Origin of the sequence: Micromonospora sp. KC207 (assembly GCF_004348615.1) — a bacterium.
Taxonomy (GTDB): domain Bacteria; phylum Actinomycetota; class Actinomycetes; order Mycobacteriales; family Micromonosporaceae; genus Micromonospora.
Map to the genome: position 1 here is coordinate 46,868 of NZ_SMKJ01000003.1, position 18,130 is coordinate 64,997.

An 18,130-nucleotide genomic window follows, 5' to 3' on the forward strand; every position below is an offset into this window, starting at 1 on the left:
GTAGACGGCCTGACAGCGAACTCCCAGCCGTCGCTCAGCCACTGAGTAATGCGGCCACTGTCCTCGCGGGGTTGTGGGGAAGACGCCCGAGCGGACGGGCACGCCGACGAAGGGATGCTGATGGCGGCGAACAACGCCAACGCTCGTAAGCGCACGACCGAGGGCTTGTCAGAAGCCGGCGACGCCCGGACCGGCGTCCGGGATCGGGTGCGAGCGGCGGCAAGGCCGCGGCGCGCACGACGGCGGGCACGGCCCCGTCCAAGGCCGCGCGGGCGGCCAAGGCGACGCGCAAGATCCGCAAGACGCGCATCAGACGAGCCTGAGGGTGACCCTCGGCGTGCTAGCCGTCGCACTCGCCGTGCTCACCGGCGTGGTGCTCGTCAACCGCGTCGGCGACACCACGCCGGAAGCTGTTCGACACCGCGACAGTCTGGGGCCACCAGCAGCAGCCACAGGCCGCCGTCTTCGAGACCTACGCCCAGGAGCTGAAGCCTGGACATGACCCGCTTCAAGGCCGACGTGGCCAGCACGGAGGTCGCCGCCCGGGTCAAGGCCGTCAAAGCCGACGCCACCGACGGCGAAACGCTCGGCGTGCAGGGCACCCCGACCTTCTTCGTCACCGGCGAGAAGTTCGACGGCCGCCCCGACTACGCCGGGCTCAAGTCCGCCATCGACGCCTCGCTGAACTCGTGACCACCACCCTTGCCGGCACGGCCCCCGGGCACGCGCCTGGCGACACATCCACGCTGAGCGACCGGCTGATCGCCTGGATGCTGGCCAGGGTCGCCAGCCTCAGCACACCATCGCCACCAAGACCGGCATCCCCCAGGACCTCGCTGCACCGCTACCTCGTAGAGGCGAGTGCGACCGTTCAGAGCTGAGCAGCCTGCGTTACATGTCGAACGACCGTTTGTGCGTCCTATCCCACTTTGAGGGCCAGCTTCCCGACATAGTGATCGTCGAGAGTGCGATGCGCATCCCCGACTCGCTCCAACGGGAAGGTCCGGGCGACGTGGACCTCAAAGGAGCTCGCCTCGATGATCGCGTTCAGCCGGTCGGTGGCGGTGCGGCCTCGATCTCCGTCGTAGTGGGACACCGTCGCGCTCGGCGGCGTCACAGGCACGGGCAGGACACCGTTCGGCCAAGCGATCCGTCCCGACTTCTTGACCGCGCGAAGAGACCGTTCAACAACTTCGCCTCCCACGGTGACCAGAGCAGCATCGAAGCCGCCTGGGGCGAACTCGAATGCCGCAGCCAGCACATCGTCTTTGCGGCCGTCGACGGCGTGGTCAGCGCCTAGCCGCCGGGCTAGGGCGACACCGTCGTCGCCAGAGGCCACGGCCAACACTCGGATGCCGCTGTGCCGCGCCAGCTGCACGGCCATGTGCCCGATACCCCCGCTGGCCCCGAAGACCATGAGCGTCTCGTCCGGCCGCAGGCCGAGCAGTTCAAGACCACTCAGCGCAGTCAGGGCATCCCAAGCCATCGCGCCGGCCTGTTCGGTCGGCAATCGGTCGGGCACACGCGCCACGAACTCCGCCTCAACGACGCCGTACTCGGCGTAGAAGCCGCCCCGCGGCACCGGCATCGCCGCAGCGTAGACACGCTCGCCCACGTCGAACCGGGTGACGTTGCGTCCGACCGCGGCCACCGTGCCCGCCGCGTCCCAGCCGAGGACATAGGGGAAGGTCGACGCTACGCCGAAAGCTCCGTCGTAGTCCCCCTCCCGTTCGACCCTGTCCCAGGACCCCACCCCGGCGAACTCCACCCGGATGAGGACGTCGTCGTCCCGAACCTCCGGGAGCGGTATTCGGCGCGACGAGAGCTCGTCGACTCCGCCGAACCGGTCAAGGACGACCGCGTTCATCCGCGGCTCCACGACCACGCCGCCCGCGGTGCGCTCGACTCTGCTGTCCATCGCCCCTCCTTCATTACTTGATTGAATCAAGGAATATTGGATCACAGCTATTTGAGCGAATCAAGCATCTCCTCTAGGCTGGGTGCCATGGCGCTGCCGAACGGGCCCGTAACCACCTCATCGGAGGCCGAGGCCGTCTTGTTCGAACTGGTCGACGTTTACGAGCGCGCCTACGAGGCGGCTGCGGCCGAGCTGTCGCTCAGCCCGGCGCAGGCATGTGTGCTCGGGCGACTCGACGAGCGACGCGGCATGGGCGCCCTGGCCGAGGAACTCGGCTGCGATGCCTCCAACATCACCCAGATCGTCGCGCGTCTCGAAGCGCTCGGCCTCGTGACCCGCGAACCGAACCCCCGGGACCGCCGCGCACGACTCGTCGCGCGAACTCCCCGAGGAGACGAGATCAACCACCGGTTCACAACAGCCTTCACCTTCGCCCGCACGGCGGTCGGACGACTCTCACCAGACGAACAGGACCAGTTGACGGCGCTGCTGCGAAAAGCCCTGAGCTGACGCGCACCCGCAGCCCACCCAATCAAGGTGGGACCCAACGGTTTCATGCGTGCGGCGGCGACTGTCGTCTCGGCGTGCGGCTCCTGCTCGGCACCGGCCGGGAACTCCAGGCCGAGCCGGCGGTAGAAGGAACGGACCGCACGCCAGCGACAGGCATCCGCTTCTGCCGAGAGTCACGCGCTGCCCGACGGTCACGGCCCGTTCGGAGGACGACGCAGGCTCCTGCCGAGTCGAGTGTGCTGTTGCAACAGCGCCGGGACTAGGCCGTGCCCTCAGGGTCACCGAGTGGCTGGCCCTCGCCGGCCTGCAACCACCACTGCGGCTGGACGCCGGTAGCGGCCGCAGCTACTGAACACGGCCGTGACCAGGAGGTCCGAAGATCAGCCGCTTCGACGGTTGCCGTACTGGCGAGGACTCTGCACCGTGCCGGAACGGCCGTGGGCGCGGCTCGCGGTACCCCCGGTGTGGTTGGGGGTGGCCTTGCCCTTGGACCGGCGTGCCGCCCGGTTCTCGAAGGGCTGCGGCTGCTCCTCGGTTCCCGCCTCGACGTCAGCGGTGGGATCGGCGTCGCTGGTGGCGTCGGTCATCGGTGTCTCCTCGTGCTGATCAGGACTGGGGCTACTCGCTGCGGATCTTGAAGCGCGGCCGCCGCGATACGCAGACGGTAGCGCGCAGACCGACCCGAGTCGGGACCGGCTGCCCGGGTAGACCGTCCAGTCGCAAAACGGCTGACCTCGCCGTCCTGGCGGCGTTCGGGTCGATAGGGGTTCTCCGCCGCGACGGGCCTCAATAGCGTGACGCACGGGTGATGCCTGATCGCTCGTCGTGCCGTGCTCGAGGAGGAGACGATGGCTCCGCTGCGCAACTGGAACGTCCTGGCCCCGGGCGAGGGCCCGGCGCCGGAGGTCGTCCTCGCCGTCGACTTCTTCGCGACCGGGCGGCCGGAGGCCGGGTTCACCGACCTCGCGCCCCGGTTGACCTCCGGTCACGCGATCTGGGAGACGGTGCCGCCGCCGGTCGGTACGGAGGCCGACATGAGCGGCACCGACTACGCACGATGGTGGCTCGCCGACGTCGAGGAGCACCGGCCGGTGGTACGGGCCTGCTTCGGGTACTGCGCCGGCAGCAACTACGCGGTGACGCTGGCGGAGCGGATCGCCCAGTGGCAGGAGCGGCCGAGGGTGGTGCTGTTCGACCCGGAGGCGGTCACCCCGCTGGGCATGTACGGCCAGTTCCACAAGGTGATCGGCAACATGTCCACGGTGCTGTCCGCAGAGGAGATCGCCACGGCGCAGAAGCTCGGCTGGGAGGCCCAGCGGCGGCAGAGCGACCTGCGCCTGCTCGGCCAGGAGCTGAAGGGCGTGTTTCGGAGCGAAGCCGGTCCGGCGTTCGACCGGCTGGGCATCGACGACACGCGCAAAGACGAGTTCGCCGCCACCTTCGGCTCGTTCCTGGCTTTCCTGGCCGCGGCGGTCCAGATCGAGCCCGCCCCCGTCTGGACCGCCGCCACCGCGATCAGCTCGGCATCGCCGAACAACGGCCTCAACCTGGTTGCCGAGGCAGACCGGGCCGGCCTGGTCGCCGACGAGGTCCGTTTCGACCTCGTGCACGCCGACCTTCTGCGCGACACCGGCGTCGCCAAGGCGGTCGACGAACTTCTTCGATGACCCGCTTCTGCCGACGCGTCGCAGCGTGAGGGGAACCCCGATGCAACCTCAGACCGGTACCGCCCGACAGGAAGCGACGCTGAAGGAGAAGTCGCTCCGCGTCCTGGAGACCCTGGTGCCCGGAACCCCGGCGAACAACATCTCGTTCGCCTTCGCGGTGCCCGGCCTGCTGGACCCGGACGCCGCCCAGGCGGCCCTCGACCTGCTCGTGCGGCGATACCAGATCCTCCGTACGGTCTTCGACGAGGCCGACGGTGAGCTGCGCAAGCGGTTGCTGGAGACGGTCCGGGTGATGGTCGAGACCGACGAGTACGACCCGCAGGATGTCTCCGCCACTCTCGACGCCTACGCCGCCCGCCCGTTCCCGGTCGACGGTTCGCCGCTGCTGCGCCTCGGCCTCTTCCGCGGGCCGCAGGGCGACATCGTCTGCCTGGTGGTGCACCACCTGGTGTTCGACACGGTGTCGACGTCCATCTTCGTCGAGGAGTTCACCCAGGCGTACGAGGCGCTGCGCGCCGGCGCGGCGGTGCCCGGCGCGCTGCTCGTCCCGGTGCCGGCAACGCCCGAGGTCGCCCCCCGGGACACCAGCCTGGACTACTGGCGTGCGCAGGTTCGGGACGTCGACTCCGACGCCCTGAACCTGTGGTGCGGCAGACCCGACCTGGCCCAGCCCACCCTGACCGGCGGGCAGCTGAGCCGACTGCTCTCGGCCCAGGCCCGCGAGGGTATCAGGCGGTTGGAGAAGCGCCTGCGCGCGCCAGAGGCCGTGATCATGCTGGCGGCGTACGGTCTGCTTCTCGCCCGACACGGCGCCGGCCTGGCGGTGCCGCTGGCCGACGAGCCCGCCCGGCCGGCGGATCTGGTGATCGGCACGCCGGTCAACGTACGGCCACCCGACGCGCCGCGTGCGATCGGCTACCACATCAACACCGTGCCGTTGCGCTTCCAGGTCGACCTGGAGCGGGAGTTCGCCGACCTGGTGGCCCGGGCGCGTGGCGTGTTCTTCGAGGCGCTCGCCCGCGCGGACGTACCGGTGGACCACCTGCTTCCCGAGGTGTCGCGGGTCGGCGGCGGATGGCGTACGACGCTGTTCCGGCACATGTTCAACTACGTGCCGGCGGGTGGCCTGCAGCCGTTCGACCTGGACGGGATGCGTGCCACGCCGATCGGTGTGGAGAACGGCGCGAGCAAGTTCGATCTGGAGTTCTTCATCCTGTCCACGGCGGAGGCCGTCCGGGTTCGGGCCGTCTACTACGCCGAGGTGCTCGACCGCGACGAGGTCGAGCTGATGTTGGAACGCTACGACGCCCTGCTGGTGGCGCTCGCCGACGACGACGGCACCGCGATGGGTGAGCTGGACGTCTTCGCGCCCCGGGACCGGGCCGCGATCGACGCGGCCAACGACACGGCCGCCCCGGTGGAGCTCGCGACCGTCCTTGAGGCGGTGGCCGTCCGGGTCGCGGCCGGCCCGGACCTGGTGGCCTGTCGGGACGACGAACGTACGGTGACGCGGGGCCAGCTCTGGCACGCGGCCGAGCGGACCCGGGCGGCGCTGGCCGGCCACGGCGTCTCCGCCGGTGACGTGGTGGCGCTGGCCGCACCGCGCGGGCCGGAGCTGGCCGCCGCGGTGCTCGGCGTGTGGCTGGCGGGGGCGGCCTATCTGCCGTTGGACCCCGACCATCCCGCGGCGCGGATCGCCTACCAGCTCGCCGACGCGCAGGCGCGGGCGGTGCTGGTGGCACCCGGAGTCAGCCTGCCGGACGTGCCGGTGCTGCCGATGGTCGCGTGCACCGACGAGGCAGCCGTGCCGCGGCAGGCGGTACTGCCGGCAGCGGCGGAGTGCGCGTACCTGATCTATACATCCGGGTCCACCGGCCGGCCCAAGGGCACCCGGATCAGTCATCGCAGCCTCGGCAACCTGGTCCAGTACTTCGCCGGGCAGCTGGATGCCGGCCCGGACGACGCGACCCTGTGGCTCACCACGTTCGCCTTCGACATCTCGGCGCTGGAGTTGTTCCTGCCGCTGGTTACCGGCGGGCGGCTGGTTCCCGCGCCGGACGAGACGCGCACCGACGGCGCCGCGCTGGCCGCGCTGGTCCAGCGCCACGGCGTGACCATCCTGCAGGCGACGCCGACGAGCTGGCGGCTGATCGTCGACGATCTGGCGGGGACGCTGGGCGGGCGGCGAGTGCTGTGCGGCGGGGAGCCGCTGCCCGCACCGCTGGCGGCCCGTCTGGCCGGCACCGGCTGCCGGCTCTGGAACGTGTACGGGCCGACCGAGACCACGATCTGGTCCACGTCCGGGGAGATCGGCACTCCGGCGCCGGAGGTGGTCGACATCGGCCGGCCGATCGCGAACACCGAGATCTTCGTCGCCGACCCGTACGGCCGCGCGCTGCCGATCGGGCTGCGCGGTGAGCTCTGCATCGCCGGGGACGGGGTGGCGCTCGGCTATCACGAGCGCCCCGAGTTGAACGCGAGGCGCTTCGGTGACCACCCGGAGTACGGGCGGTTCTACCGGACCGGCGATGTCGCCCGGTGGCGTATCGACGGCACTCTGGAGGTGCTCGGGCGCGGCGACCGGCAGATCAAACTGCGCGGCAACCGGATCGAGCTGAGCGAGGTGGAGGCGGTGCTGGCCGACCACCCGGAGGTGAAGGCCGCGTCGGTGGTGGTCGCCGGCGATCCGGGGGCGGACGGGATCCTGGTCGCCTTCCTGGAGTCCGCGGCGGGCCCGGACCTCGCCGAGCATGCCTGGCGGCTGGCCGCCGAGCGGCTACCGCGCTCCTGGATGCCGCAGGACGTCGTGGTGATGGACGCGCTGCCCAGCAACGTCAACGGGAAGGTGGACACGCTCGCGTTGACCCGGTTGGCCCAGCAGGGCCGGGTCCGGGGCGACGTCACGGCGCCCGCTTCGCAGGAGCCGGCGGACGAGACCATCCGGCTGCTGCTGACGCTCTGGCGGGAGCTGCTGGAACGAGCCGACGTCACACCGGACACGCACTTCTTCGTCAGTGGCGGGCATTCGCTGCTCGCGGCCCAGCTGGTGCAGCGGATCGAGGGCGCGACCGGGGTGCGGCTCAAACTTGCCGACGTCTTCGTCAACCCGTCCCCGGCCGAGCTGGCGGCCCTGCTGCGCGGGAAGAAGTAGGGTGCGACCCGATGTCGACACCTGGCTGCGTCGGTTCGAGCCGGCGCCGGAAGCCGGAGTCCGGTTGCTGGTGCTGCCGCACGCCGGTGGTTCGGCCAGCTTCTACCGGCCGGTCTCACGGGCGCTGGCGCCGCGGGTGGAGGTGGTGACGGCGCAGTATCCGGGACGCCAGGACCGGCACCGGGAACGGCCGCTGCCGACCATCGCCGCGCTCGCCGACCAGCTCGCCGAGGTGATGTCCGCCCTGGACGACCGCCCATTGATGGTCTTCGGGCACAGCATGGGCGCGGTCGTCGGTTACGAGTTGGCCCAACGCCTGCGTACGGCGGGTGCCCGCGCGCCGATACGGTTCTTCGCCTCCGGCCGGCGGGCACCGTCGCGACACCGTGTGGAGACCGTGCACCTGCGGGACGATCCGGGGATCATCGCGGAGCTGCGCCGTCTCAGCGGATCCAACGCCGACGCGCTGGCCAACCCCGAGGTGATGCGACTGGCCATGCCGTCGGTGCGGGCCGACTATCGGGCCATCGAGACGTATCGGCACACGCACGATGCGCCCCTGGGCTGCCCGATCACCGTGCTGACCGGCGACGCCGACCCGCAGGTGACCCTCGAAGAAGCGCGGGCCTGGCGGGAGCACAGCACCGCGGAGGTCGAGGTGCAGGTCCTGCCCGGTGGTCACTTCTTCGTCGTCGAGCAGGCGCCGAGGGTCCTCCGTATCCTGGCCGCGGCCGCAGACGCCGTGACCCGCACCTGAATCCCGTACCACCTCCGCAGCTGCACGGTACCTCTCCGCGTGCGCGGAGAGGTCGCTGAGGTGATCTCCACGAGCATCTTGTCCGCGAAAATGGGTCAGGTGCAACGCGGCGGCGAAGATGTCGCCGATCCGGCATTGGTCGAGATCAACGCCGAGTTCGACAAGAAGGCGCTCATCGATGACTACGTGACTGTTCCCACCGCCCGCCCGCCGCCTGTGTCGCATAATCAACACTTCTTCTCGCCTGGATCAAATCCCGCACACTTCCAAATTCCGCGGAATCTTAGTCTTTACCGACCAGTAGAACACCCCCTTCTCACCCCACCCTCATGGGTCGGCGGAAGATTCGACCGCTTTGGGACGAATTTAAGGAACCATTCGGGCACAATCAAGCCGCACTTTGACTGCGATGAATATCACTTTGCCTGCGACGGGCGCCACTTGCGAACCACTTGAAGGCAGCGGCAAGATTACCGAATGCGGCACCTCAACCCATTTGCGCCGCCGCTTGTCAGGGAAATCTTCACGGGGAAGAAACGCCATGACACTTGTCCAGGACAGAATCGTCGAAAGCGACGGCGAACGCGCCCAACTCGACCGGCTCGGCGCCAGGTGTCTGACCGGACGGGGTTGCATCGCTGTGGTCACCGGTCCACCGGCGAGCGGCAAGATGGAACTGATAGACGGTTTCCTGGCCGACGCGGCGGCAGGAGACGCACTGGTACTGCACACCACCGCGGCGGCCGGGGACAGGCCACTCGCGGTGATCGGCCGCCTTTTGCGCAGTGCCGCACGGGTCTCCCCCCGAGCCGCCGGGATGGCCCGCCTGCTCGGCGAGGGCATCCTCTCCGCAACGCCGGCCGACCTGTACCAGGACAACACCCGCGACAGCGCCGCCCAACTGCTGCACAATCTGCGCCGCATCTTCCTCGACCTGACCGAGGACCGGCCGGTGTTCATCCGTATCGGTGCGGCGCAGCACATCGACCCGGTCTCCCGGCAGTGTCTCCTCGGCCTGGCCCGCCGCCTCGCCGCGACCCGGCTCATGCTGGTGCTGGCCGAGGACGGCACGCTCGACACGGCCACCGCCGCCGAGTTGCTCGCCCTGCCCCACTGTCAGCACGTCCGGCTGGCGTCGCTGTCGCTGGCCCGGGTGGCAGACCTGATCGGTGCCCGCCTCGACGACCGGCAGGCCTGGAACCGAGCCGCCGCCTACCACGCCACCACCGGCGGCAACCGGCTCCTGCTGTACGCCCTGCTCGCCGACGAGCAGCACCCTGCGGCGGGGCAGCGGCAGACGTTCACGCGGGCTGTGCAGACCGTGTTCGGGCGGCTCTCGGAGAGCGCCCGGACGGTCGGTCTCGCCCTGGCGGTGCTCGACCCGTTCAGCGAGCCCGCGCTACTGCCCACGATCCTCGGCCTGGATGCCGTGGAGACCAGGGCCGCGCTCGCCGTCCTGGCCGACACCGGGCTGATCGACGCGGGACGGTTCCGGGACCCGGTGGCCCGCGAGACCATCCTGGCCGACACCACCGCCGACGCCCGCAGCCCGCTGCACCTGCGGGCCGCTGAAGCACTCCGCGGAGCCGGCGCGCCGCCGCGCACGGTGGCCCGGCACCTGGTCGCCGCCAGCGACGTGACGCACCCCTGGGCGGCCGGGCTGCTGATCGAGGCAGCCGGGCAGGCACTGCACGACGGTGCGCCGCAGGAGGCGCTCGCGCAGCTGCGGTGCGCCGGCCGGGCCACGACCGACGAGACCCAGCGCGCCACCGTGATCGCGCTGCTCGCACACGCCGAGTGGTGGACCCGTCCCGAGGCCGCCAGACGACACCTCGACACCCTCGTCGACGCACTCGCCAACGGCCGGCTGCGGGACCGTCCGGCGGTCCTCGCGGTCAGACACCTCTTCTGGTATGGCCGCACCGCCGAAGCCGTCGCCGCACTGGACCGGTTGGCCCTGACCGCTCGGCCGAACCCGGCGGTCCAGCAGGCCCTGAACGAGGCCGGTACCTGGCTCGGATTCATGGCTCCCGCACAGACCCGGCGGCTGACCGAGCGGGCGACGGTTCGCCCCGGTGCCGGCCTGCGCACCCGTGGCGCGCAGACGCTCGCCGTCGCGCTGCGCCAGCCCGGCGACGAAGCCCTCGCCCTGGTCGAACGCCTGCTGCAACGAGCCCTGCTCGACCCGCGGATGGTCGAGCCGGTGCTGCCCGCCCTGGCCGCCCTGCTCCATCTCGACGAACCGGACCGGGCTCTCACCTGGTGCGACGTACTGGGCACCCGGTCCGGCCTGGCCGAGGCGCCGATGTGGCAGGCGATCCTGGACAGCATCCGCGCGCAGGCCGCCCTCCGGCTGGGTGACCTGCCCACCGCCGAGCGGCGGGCCCAGTCGGCGCTGGCCCGGATTCCGGCGGTGGGCTGGGGCGTGGCGATCGGTGCCCCGCGTGCCACGCTGATCCACGCGATGATCGAGATGGGTCGCGTGGGGCAGGCAGCGGACATACTGGAACAACCGTTCCCGTCCGCCATGACGGAGACCTCGTTCGGGCTCTGCCTCCTGCAGACCCGCGGCTGGCTGCGGCTCGCCCAGGCACGGCCGCGGGAGGCCCTCGACGACTTCCGGACAGCCGGCGACGAACTGGCCCGAGGGGGCGTGCAGACCCCGTCGCTGTGGCCGGTCGGCGCGGCCCGCGCGCTCCTCCAGCTCGGTGAGACGAGGCCGGCACGGGAACTGCTGGAGTCCCAGATCTCGGCCGGACGCGCCCTTTCCGCCCGGGTACGTGGCGCCGCGCTCCGCACTCTGGCCCAGACAGCGAATCGACGCAAGCAGGTGCCCATCCTCTCCGAAGCGATACAGGTCCTGCAGGCGTCCGGGGACAAACTGGAGCTGGCGCACGCCCTGGCCGACCTCAGCGAGACCTACTACGCGATGGGCGAGTCGAACCGGGCCCGGATGACCGCGCGGCGCGCCCATCATCTCGCGCGGGTCTGCCGGGCCGAGCCGCTGATCGCCAAGCTGCGGCCCAGCCGCACCGAACCGGTCGACGCGGCCCCCGAGGGGGCGGGCAACGTGCTCAGTGAGGCGGAGCAGCGGGTCGCCGTCCTGGCCGCGCACGGCTACTCGAACCGGGAGATCGCCCACAAGCTCTTCATCACCAGCAGCACGGTCGAGCAGCATCTCACCCGCATCTACCGCAAGCTCCAGGTCAGCGGCCGCAGCAGCCTGCCGGCGTGGCTGCAACTCGACGCCGCCAAGCAGTCCTGACCGGATGTCGCACGAACGGGCCGTCCCGCCTGCCGGCGAGCGGCCCGTCGCCGGTCAGGCGGCGCTGGCGGCGCGTAGCTCGTCCAGGAAGCGAAGGCTGTCGAGGACCTGCCCCGCCGGGATGCCGAAGTCGATCAGGCAAGCGATCTCGTCCACCCCGATCCCGCGTACCCGATCCACCATGGCCGAGGCGTGCCCCACCGAGCCGAACAGCCCGCCCACGGTGAAGTACCGCTCGAAGGCCATGTCCAGCAGTTCCTCCAACAGCGAGGGGTCAAGGTCCGGCCCGGCGGCGGCCGAGGCACCCGCGAACAGCCCCGTCGAGCTGGCCAGGTACGCCCGCAGCGGGTCACGCACCACCGTCCGGACGCTGCCGGTGTCCTCACCCACGAAGGTGTGCAGCATCAGGGCCACCCTGCCGGGCCGGCCACCCAGCGCGGACCGGTACTCGGCGATGTTGCCGGCCAGCGTCGGCAGGTCCTGCTGGAGCAGGTGGGTAAGCACCCCGGCGCCCATCGCCCCCGCCGCCTTGAACGTGCCGGTGTTGCCCGCGCTGGTCAGCCACACCGGCAGCTCCGGCTGCACAGCCGGAGGGTAGGCCCGGACCCGGACCATCTCTCCCCGGCCGTCGCGGCGCTCCACCTCGTCGCCTCGCCACAGCTGCCGGACCGACTCCACCGTAGAGATCAACACCTCCCGGCGCTGGTCGTAGTTGCCCGGCTGGAGCAGGAAGTCCGTCGGGTGCCAGCCGGAGGCGAAGGAGACCTCGGCCCGGCCGCCGGACAGGTTGTCCACCACCAGCCACTCTTCGGCGATCCGGATCGGGTCGTGCAGGGGTGCCACCACACTGCCGGCCCGGATCCGGATGCGCTCGGTGCTGGTCGCCAGGGCAGCGGCCGTCACCGCCGGGTTCGGGTAGAGGCCCCCGAAGGGGTGGAAGTGCCGTTCCGGCGTCCAGACCGCAGCGAAGCCGTGGGTGTCGGCGAACCGGGCACCCTCCAGCAGCAGCCGGTACCGGTGCGAAGCGGTAGCGGGACCGCCCACGCCGTCGTCGGCGAAGTAGAAGAGGCTGAACTCCATCGGTGCTCCTCACCTGGGGTGTCAGAGTCGGACGGGCGCGGCGAGCCGGTCGCGTAGCAACGCGGCCACCGCCGCAGCGGACGGGTGTTCGTAGACGAGGGCCGCCGGCAGCTCGAGACCGGTGGCTGCCTGCAGCTGGTTGCGCAGCTCAACCGCGGACAGCGACGCGAACCCCAGGTCGAGGAAGTTGTCGTCCGGGCCGATCGCCGAGGTGGAGTCGTGGCCCAGCACCGCGGCGACCTGCTCGGTGACGAAGCGCAGCAGCTCCGCGTCGCGGTCCTCCTCGGGCAGCCCGGCGAGCCGCTCGGTCAGCGATTCGCCGCTGTCCTCGGCCGGCTCGGGAATCTCCGGTACGGCAACCTCGGCCGGCCGGCTACGGCGCCACTGCGCCAGCAGCGGCAGCATCGCCGCCACCGCGGGCTCGTCGGCCCCGAGCACAGCGGCGAAACCGGCCACGTCACCGCCGTCGACGGCCGCCCAGAACCGGTCCTCAGCCGCCGAGCGCACCCCGTGACCGGGACTCTCCAACCAGTAGCGCTGCCGCTGGAACGGGTAGACGGGCAGATCGACGCGGGGCGGCCGGCTGCCGTCGAAGAGCCGTTCCCAGTCCACCGGCGTCCCGGTGACGTACAGGTCGCCAAGGGCGGTGAGCAGCGACGTGGGTTCGTCCCGGCCGGCCCGCTGCGCGGTGGTCACCACGGCGGGCGTACCGGTGAGGCAGTCCTGCACCATCGCGGCGAGCGTCCCGTCCGGGCCCAGTTCCAGCCAGCGGGTCACGCCGGCGGCCTCGGCCGTACGCACCCCGCCCAGGAACCGAACGGCCTGGCGCACGTGCCGGACCCAGTACCCGGGGTCCGCGTGATCCGCCCACCCCCCGGTCACGTTGGAGACGATCGGCACTGCCGGTTCCCGGAACGTCAACGTCGCCACCACCGCGGCGAAGTCGGCCAGCATGGGCTCCATCAGCACCGAGTGGAAGGCGTGGCTGACCCGTAGCCGCTTGACGCGCCGGCCCTGCTTCCGCCAGCGATCGGCGACCCGGGCGACCGCGCCCGCGGCACCGGAGATCACGCATGCGCCCGGGCCGTTGACCGCGGCCAGCGACACCTCAGCCGGCATGTCACCCAGCTCCTCCGCGGACGCCTGCACCGCGATCATCGCCCCGCCGGTGGGAAGCGCCTGCATCAACCGCCCACGGGCGGCCACCAGCGTGCAGGCGTCGGCCAGGCCCAGCACGCCGGCCACGTGCGCGGCCACGATCTCGCCGAGCGAGTGGCCGCCGACCACGTCCGGGTGGACGCCCCACGCCTCGACCAGCCGGAACAGCGCCACCTCGAAGGCGAACAGCGCCGGCTGGGCGTACTCGGTGCGGTCCAGCGCACCACCGCCGTCGATCACCTGGGCCAGCGGCTGGTCCAGCAGAACGTCGAAGCCCGAGCACACCTCGTCGAAGGCCTCGGCGAAGACCGGGTAGGCGCGACGCAGGCCGGCACCCATCGCGACCCGCTGTGCGCCCTGGCCGGTGAAGAGCACCGCCAGCTTGCCGCCGGGCCTGACCACGCCGGTACGCGGCGCGGCAAGGCCGGCCAGCAGCTCGTCCCGGGTGGCGCCGACCACGACTGCCCGGTGGGTGAACCGGGCCCGCTCGCGCAGCAGCGCCAGCCCCACGGCGGCCGGATCGGCGACCGGGTGCGCGGCAAGCCGAGCGGCCTGCTCGGCCAACGCGCGCGGCGTCCGGGCGGACAGGACCCAGGGCACGACGGACGGTTGTCCGACCGGCGCGTCCGGCTCCGGCCGCACGGGTGCCTGCTCGACGATGAGATGCGCGTTCGTGCCGGAGATGCCGAACGAGGACACCGCGGCGCGCCTCGGTCGGCCGGACTCGGGCCACTCGCGGGGTCGGCTCAGCAGGGCGACGTGGCCGGCGGACCAGTCGACGTACGGGGACGGCTCGTCGGCGTGCAGCGTGGGCGGCAATTCGCCGTGCCGCAGCGCCAGGATCATCTTGATCACGCCGGCCACCCCGGCGGCCGCCTGGGTGTGGCCGATGTTCGACTTCACCGAGCCGAGCCAGAGCGGTCGGTCCTCCAGGCGGTCCTGCCCGTACGTCGCCAGCAGCGCCTGCGCCTCGATGGGGTCACCGAGCGTGGTGCCAGTGCCGTGCGCCTCCACCGCGTCCACGTCCGTGGGGGTCAGCCGCGCGTTGGCCAACGCCTGCCGGATCACCCGTTCCTGGGCGGGACCGTTGGGTGCGGTGAGGCCGTTCGACGCGCCGTCCTGGTTGACCGCGCTGCCCCGGATCACCGCGAGCACCCGATGATCGTGACGCTCGGCGTCGGAAAGCCGCTCCAACAGCAGTATCCCGATGCCTTCGCTCCAGCCCGTACCGTCGGCGGTGGCGGCGAACGACTTGCACCGGCCGTCGGCGGCCAGCCCGCCCTGCCGGCTGAAGTCGGCGAACAGGTTCGGCGTGGACATCATCGTGACGCCACCGGCCAAGGCGAGATCGCACTCGCCCTGCCGCAGCGACTGGGCGGCGAGGTGCAACGCGACCAGCGACGAGGAACAGGCCGTGTCGACAGTCATGGTGGGACCTTCCAGACCGAAGGTGTACGCCACCCGGCCGGACGCCACGCTCGTCGCGTTGCCGTTGTTCAGATATCCTTCGAAGCCCTCCGGGACGGTGTGCAGGCGGGCGCCGTAGTCGGCGTACATCAGCCCGGCGAAGACGCCGGTGCGGCTGCCCCGTACCGACGCCGGGTCGATCCCGGCCCGCTCGAAGGTCTCCCAGGTCAGCTCCAGCAGCAGCCGCTGCTGTGGATCCATGGCCAGAGCCTCGCGCGGGCTGATGCCGAAGAAGGCCGGGTCGAAGTGGTCGCCGTCGTAGAGGAAGCCACCCTCGGCCGCCGGGGCCAGCCTGTCGAGGTCCCAGCCCCGGTCGACGGGGAACGGCCCGATCGCGTCGCTGCCGCTGCGGATAAGTTCCCACAGCTCCTCAGGGGACCGCACCCCACCGGGATAACGGCAGGCCATCGCCACCACCACGATCGGGTCCTCGGCCACCGGCGACGCCACCGGCAGCGGCGGCGGGACGACCGCGTCGCCGAGCAGATCAGCACGCAGCTTCCCGGCGAGCGGCACCGACGCCGGGTAGTCGAAGATCAGCGTGGCGGGCAGGCGCAGCCCGGTGGCGTCAGCGAGCCGGTTGCGCAGTTCCAGGGCGGTCAGCGAGTCCAAGCCGAGCTCGTTGAAGGTCTGCGCCGGGTCCACCGCCTCCGGGCTGCCGTGCCCGAGCACCTCCGCAACCGCAGTCCGGACCAGCTCGACCAGCAACTCCCGCTGCTCCTGCGGATCCCGCCCGGCGAGTCGGGTCCGCAGGTCGGACGGTGTGGAACCGGTGACGGCCACACGCCGGGCACGGCCGGGGAAGATCGCACGCAGCAGAGCCGGTACGGCCGAGGGTTCCGCGGCGCGCCAGACCGCCGGATCGAAACCGGCGGCCACCACGGCCGGACGGGCCGACGAGACCGCGGCGTCGAACATCGCGAGGCCCTCCTCGGCGGGGAGAGCACGCAGCCCGGCGGCGCGCATCCGGCGGATCTGCCTGTCGGCGAGCTCGCGGGTCATGCCGCTGCGCGGCTGCCACAGTCCCCACGCCACCGACGTCGCCGGCAGCCCGTCGACGTGCCGGGCGCAGGCGAGCGCGTCGAGGACGGCGTTCGCCGCGGCGTAGTTGCCCTGCCCCGCGCCGCCGAGCACTCCGGCAACCGAGGAGAACAGGACGAAGGTGCGGATGGGCAGCCCACGCGTCAGCTCGTGCAGGTGGATCGCCGCGTCCGCCTTGGCCCGCAACACCGTGGCCAGCCGGCCGGGGTCGAGTTGCTCCACCGTGGCGTCGTCCAGCACACCGGCGGCGTGCACGACACCGGTCAACGGCTGCTCGGCCGGCACTCCGGCGAGCACGGCGGCCAACTGGTCGCGATCCCCGACGTCACAGGCGACGACCCGGATCGTGGCGTCGAGATCGTCCAGTCCGGTCGCGACACCCCGGCGGCTCACCAGGATGAGGTTTCGTACGCCGTGCCGCTGTACGAGGTGCCGGGCCACCAGGGTGCCGAGCGTGCCGGTGCCACCGGTGACCAGTACGGTCCCGGAGCCGTCCCATCCGTCGGGCACCGGCCCGGCATCGCCCGCCGAAGCCGGCAGCACCGCGAGGCGTGGGACGAGCACCGTGGCACCGCGTACCGCGACCTGCGGCTCGCCGGAGGCCACTGCGCCGGCCAGGCCGCCGGCCAGCAGCTCGTCGACGTCGACGACGGTGAACCGGCCGGGATGCTCGGACTGCGCGGACCGGACCAGTCCCCACACCGCGGCTGCGGCCGGCTCTCGTACCGTCTCGTTCTCGCCGGCCGCCGTCGCGCCCCGGGTGATCAGCACCAGCCGGGCGTCCGGGGCTCCGTCGCGGACGAAGCCCTGGATGAGGGCGAGCGCCTCAGCGGCCCGGTCGGTCGCCGTGCCGGTGCTGCCCAGCACCGTCAGGTAGGTGCCGGCCTGCGCGAGCTCGGTGGTCACCGGCGCGGCAAGGCCGGGGATCGGCGCGCCGAGAGCCCACCAGTCGGTAGCGTCGGCGGCGGCCGGTGTCTCGACGGATCGCCACTGGACCGTGTGGAGGGCGCCGGCCCGGCCGCTACCGACCCGGTCGAGGTCGACCGGTCGCAGGAGCAGCGACCCCACGGTCACCACCGGCATGCCCGAATCGTCGACAGCCTTCAGGGCGACTTCGCGGTCGTTGGTGCGGGTGAGGTGGACGCGGAGGTGGTTGGCGCCGGTGGCGTGGAGTTGTACGCCGGTGAAGGCGAAGGGGAGCAGGGTGGTGTGGTCGGTGGTTTCACGGCCCAGGGACATGGCGTGCAGGGCGGCGTCGAGCAGTGCCGGGTGCAGGCCGTAGCCGGTGGTGTCGGTGTCGGCGGGTAGTTCGATCTCGGCGTAGACGTGGTCGCCGTCGATCCAGGCGGCGGTCAGGGCTTGGAAGGTGGGGCCGTAGTCGTAGCCGGCGGCGGCCAGTGCCGGGTAGAGGTCGGTGACGTCGACGGGTCGCGCTCCGGCCGGCGGCCAGGTCGTCAGTGGTTCAGCGGGCTTACCGGTGGGTGCGGGTTCGGTGGTGAGAGCGCCGGTGGCGTGGAGTCCGGCGGGGGAGGTGATGCTGACCTCGCGGTGGCCGTCCTGATCGGGTGCACCGACGCGCACCTGCACGTCAGCCGGGATGGTCAACGGGGTGTGCAGGGTCAACTCTCGCAGCGTCGTGGCACCCACATGATCACCGGCACGAACCGCGAGTTCCACGAAACCCGTACCCGGCAGGATCGCCACACCGCCCACCACATGCTCGCCCAACCACGACTGCCCCACCACAGCCAACCGACCAGCCAACACCACCTCATCACCCACCGGCACCGCCGCTGCCAGCAGCGGATGCCCCACCGGCTGCAACCCGAACGCCGAGGCGTCCCCAACCGGAGCAGCCGGCGGCAACCAGAACCGCTGCCGCTGAAACGGGTAGGTAGGCACAAGCTCGGCCGCGTCAGGCGCCGGCGGCGGAGTCAGCCGATCCCAGGCCACCGGGGTGCCGGTCACGAACAACCGCGCCACCGCCGTCACCAACGTGACCGCCTCATCCCGATCCCGGCGCGCCCCCGCCACCACCACCGTCGGATCAGCGGTCAGACAGTCAGGCAGCATCGCCGCCAGAACCGCGTCAGGACCCACCTCCAACCACCTGTCC

At 71.6% G+C, this 18,130-nt stretch carries 11 protein-coding genes and 1 pseudogene; 7 read left to right on the forward strand and 5 right to left on the reverse strand.

The window, feature by feature from the left end:
- Positions 1–498: 498 nt before the first annotated feature.
- Entirely contained in the window at positions 499–693 is a 195-nt protein-coding gene (locus E1258_RS34230) for a thioredoxin domain-containing protein (RefSeq protein WP_243715099.1), read from the forward strand.
- A gap of 226 nt (positions 694–919) precedes the next feature.
- Here the strand turns inward: E1258_RS34230 and E1258_RS00975 are convergent, their stop codons facing one another.
- Complete coding sequence (locus E1258_RS00975) at positions 920–1,918, reverse strand: NADP-dependent oxidoreductase (protein WP_132395901.1); 999 nt, start codon at positions 1,916–1,918, stop codon at positions 920–922.
- A gap of 87 nt (positions 1,919–2,005) precedes the next feature.
- Between E1258_RS00975 and E1258_RS00980 the strand changes: the two genes are divergently transcribed.
- Positions 2,006–2,428 carry a MarR family winged helix-turn-helix transcriptional regulator gene (locus E1258_RS00980; RefSeq protein WP_132395902.1) on the forward strand — a complete coding sequence of 141 codons (423 nt, stop codon included), beginning with the start codon at positions 2,006–2,008 and terminating at the stop codon, positions 2,426–2,428.
- Between the two features lie 56 nt (positions 2,429–2,484).
- Here E1258_RS00980 and E1258_RS00985 read toward each other — a convergent pair.
- Both E1258_RS00985 and E1258_RS00990 read right to left on the reverse strand, forming a co-directional pair.
- Positions 2,485–2,559, reverse strand: a pseudogene (locus E1258_RS00985) (glyoxalase); the annotation flags it as partial.
- A gap of 249 nt (positions 2,560–2,808) precedes the next feature.
- The gene (locus tag E1258_RS00990) at positions 2,809–3,015 is read right to left on the reverse strand and encodes a hypothetical protein (protein WP_132395904.1); all 207 of its coding nucleotides are present in this window, start codon (positions 3,013–3,015) and stop codon (positions 2,809–2,811) included.
- A 261-nt stretch (positions 3,016–3,276) separates the two neighbouring features.
- Between E1258_RS00990 and E1258_RS00995 the strand changes: the two genes are divergently transcribed.
- The 5 genes from E1258_RS00995 to E1258_RS01015 all read left to right on the forward strand — a co-directional run bounded on the left by E1258_RS00995 (position 3,277) and on the right by E1258_RS01015 (position 11,268).
- Positions 3,277–4,095 carry a hypothetical protein gene (locus E1258_RS00995; RefSeq protein WP_132395906.1) on the forward strand — a complete coding sequence of 273 codons (819 nt, stop codon included), beginning with the start codon at positions 3,277–3,279 and terminating at the stop codon, positions 4,093–4,095.
- Positions 4,096–4,135: 40 nt separating this feature from the next.
- Positions 4,136–7,246 carry a non-ribosomal peptide synthetase gene (locus E1258_RS01000; RefSeq protein WP_132395908.1) on the forward strand — a complete coding sequence of 1,037 codons (3,111 nt, stop codon included), beginning with the start codon at positions 4,136–4,138 and terminating at the stop codon, positions 7,244–7,246.
- Position 7,247: 1 nt separating this feature from the next.
- Entirely contained in the window at positions 7,248–8,003 is a 756-nt protein-coding gene (locus E1258_RS01005; protein WP_207919354.1) for a thioesterase II family protein, read from the forward strand.
- 60 nt (positions 8,004–8,063) lie between these two features.
- Entirely contained in the window at positions 8,064–8,459 is a 396-nt protein-coding gene (locus tag E1258_RS01010) for a hypothetical protein (RefSeq protein ID WP_132395910.1), read from the forward strand.
- A 214-nt stretch (positions 8,460–8,673) separates the two neighbouring features.
- Positions 8,674–11,268 (forward strand): LuxR C-terminal-related transcriptional regulator, encoded by a 2,595-nt coding sequence (locus E1258_RS01015; protein ID WP_165949591.1) that lies wholly within the window; start codon positions 8,674–8,676, stop codon positions 11,266–11,268.
- Between the two features lie 54 nt (positions 11,269–11,322).
- On the opposite strand, the gene E1258_RS01020 is transcribed toward E1258_RS01015, so the two are convergent.
- Together E1258_RS01020 and E1258_RS01025 are read right to left on the reverse strand one after the other, a co-directional pair.
- Positions 11,323–12,348, reverse strand: a complete 1,026-nt coding sequence (locus E1258_RS01020; RefSeq protein ID WP_132395914.1) for a MupA/Atu3671 family FMN-dependent luciferase-like monooxygenase — start codon at positions 12,346–12,348, stop codon at positions 11,323–11,325.
- Between the two features lie 21 nt (positions 12,349–12,369).
- Positions 12,370–18,114 carry a type I polyketide synthase gene (locus E1258_RS01025; protein WP_132395916.1) on the reverse strand — a complete coding sequence of 1,915 codons (5,745 nt, stop codon included), beginning with the start codon at positions 18,112–18,114 and terminating at the stop codon, positions 12,370–12,372.
- Positions 18,115–18,130 lie beyond the last annotated feature (16 nt).

Excerpts from the sequence above, each read along its gene's own strand:
- E1258_RS34230 (WP_243715099.1), top strand. The coding sequence starts at position 499 with ATGACCCGCTTCAAGGCCGACGTGGCCAGCACGGAGGTCGCCGCCCGG.
- E1258_RS00975 (WP_132395901.1), bottom strand. The coding sequence starts at position 1,918 with ATGGACAGCAGAGTCGAGCGCACCGCGGGCGGCGTGGTCGTGGAGCCG.
- E1258_RS00980 (WP_132395902.1), top strand. The coding sequence starts at position 2,006 with ATGGCGCTGCCGAACGGGCCCGTAACCACCTCATCGGAGGCCGAGGCC.
- E1258_RS00990 (WP_132395904.1), bottom strand. The coding sequence starts at position 3,015 with ATGACCGACGCCACCAGCGACGCCGATCCCACCGCTGACGTCGAGGCG.
- E1258_RS00995 (WP_132395906.1), top strand. The coding sequence starts at position 3,277 with ATGGCTCCGCTGCGCAACTGGAACGTCCTGGCCCCGGGCGAGGGCCCG.
- E1258_RS01000 (WP_132395908.1), top strand. The coding sequence starts at position 4,136 with ATGCAACCTCAGACCGGTACCGCCCGACAGGAAGCGACGCTGAAGGAG.
- E1258_RS01015 (WP_165949591.1), top strand. The coding sequence starts at position 8,674 with ATGGAACTGATAGACGGTTTCCTGGCCGACGCGGCGGCAGGAGACGCA.
- E1258_RS01020 (WP_132395914.1), bottom strand. The coding sequence starts at position 12,348 with ATGGAGTTCAGCCTCTTCTACTTCGCCGACGACGGCGTGGGCGGTCCC.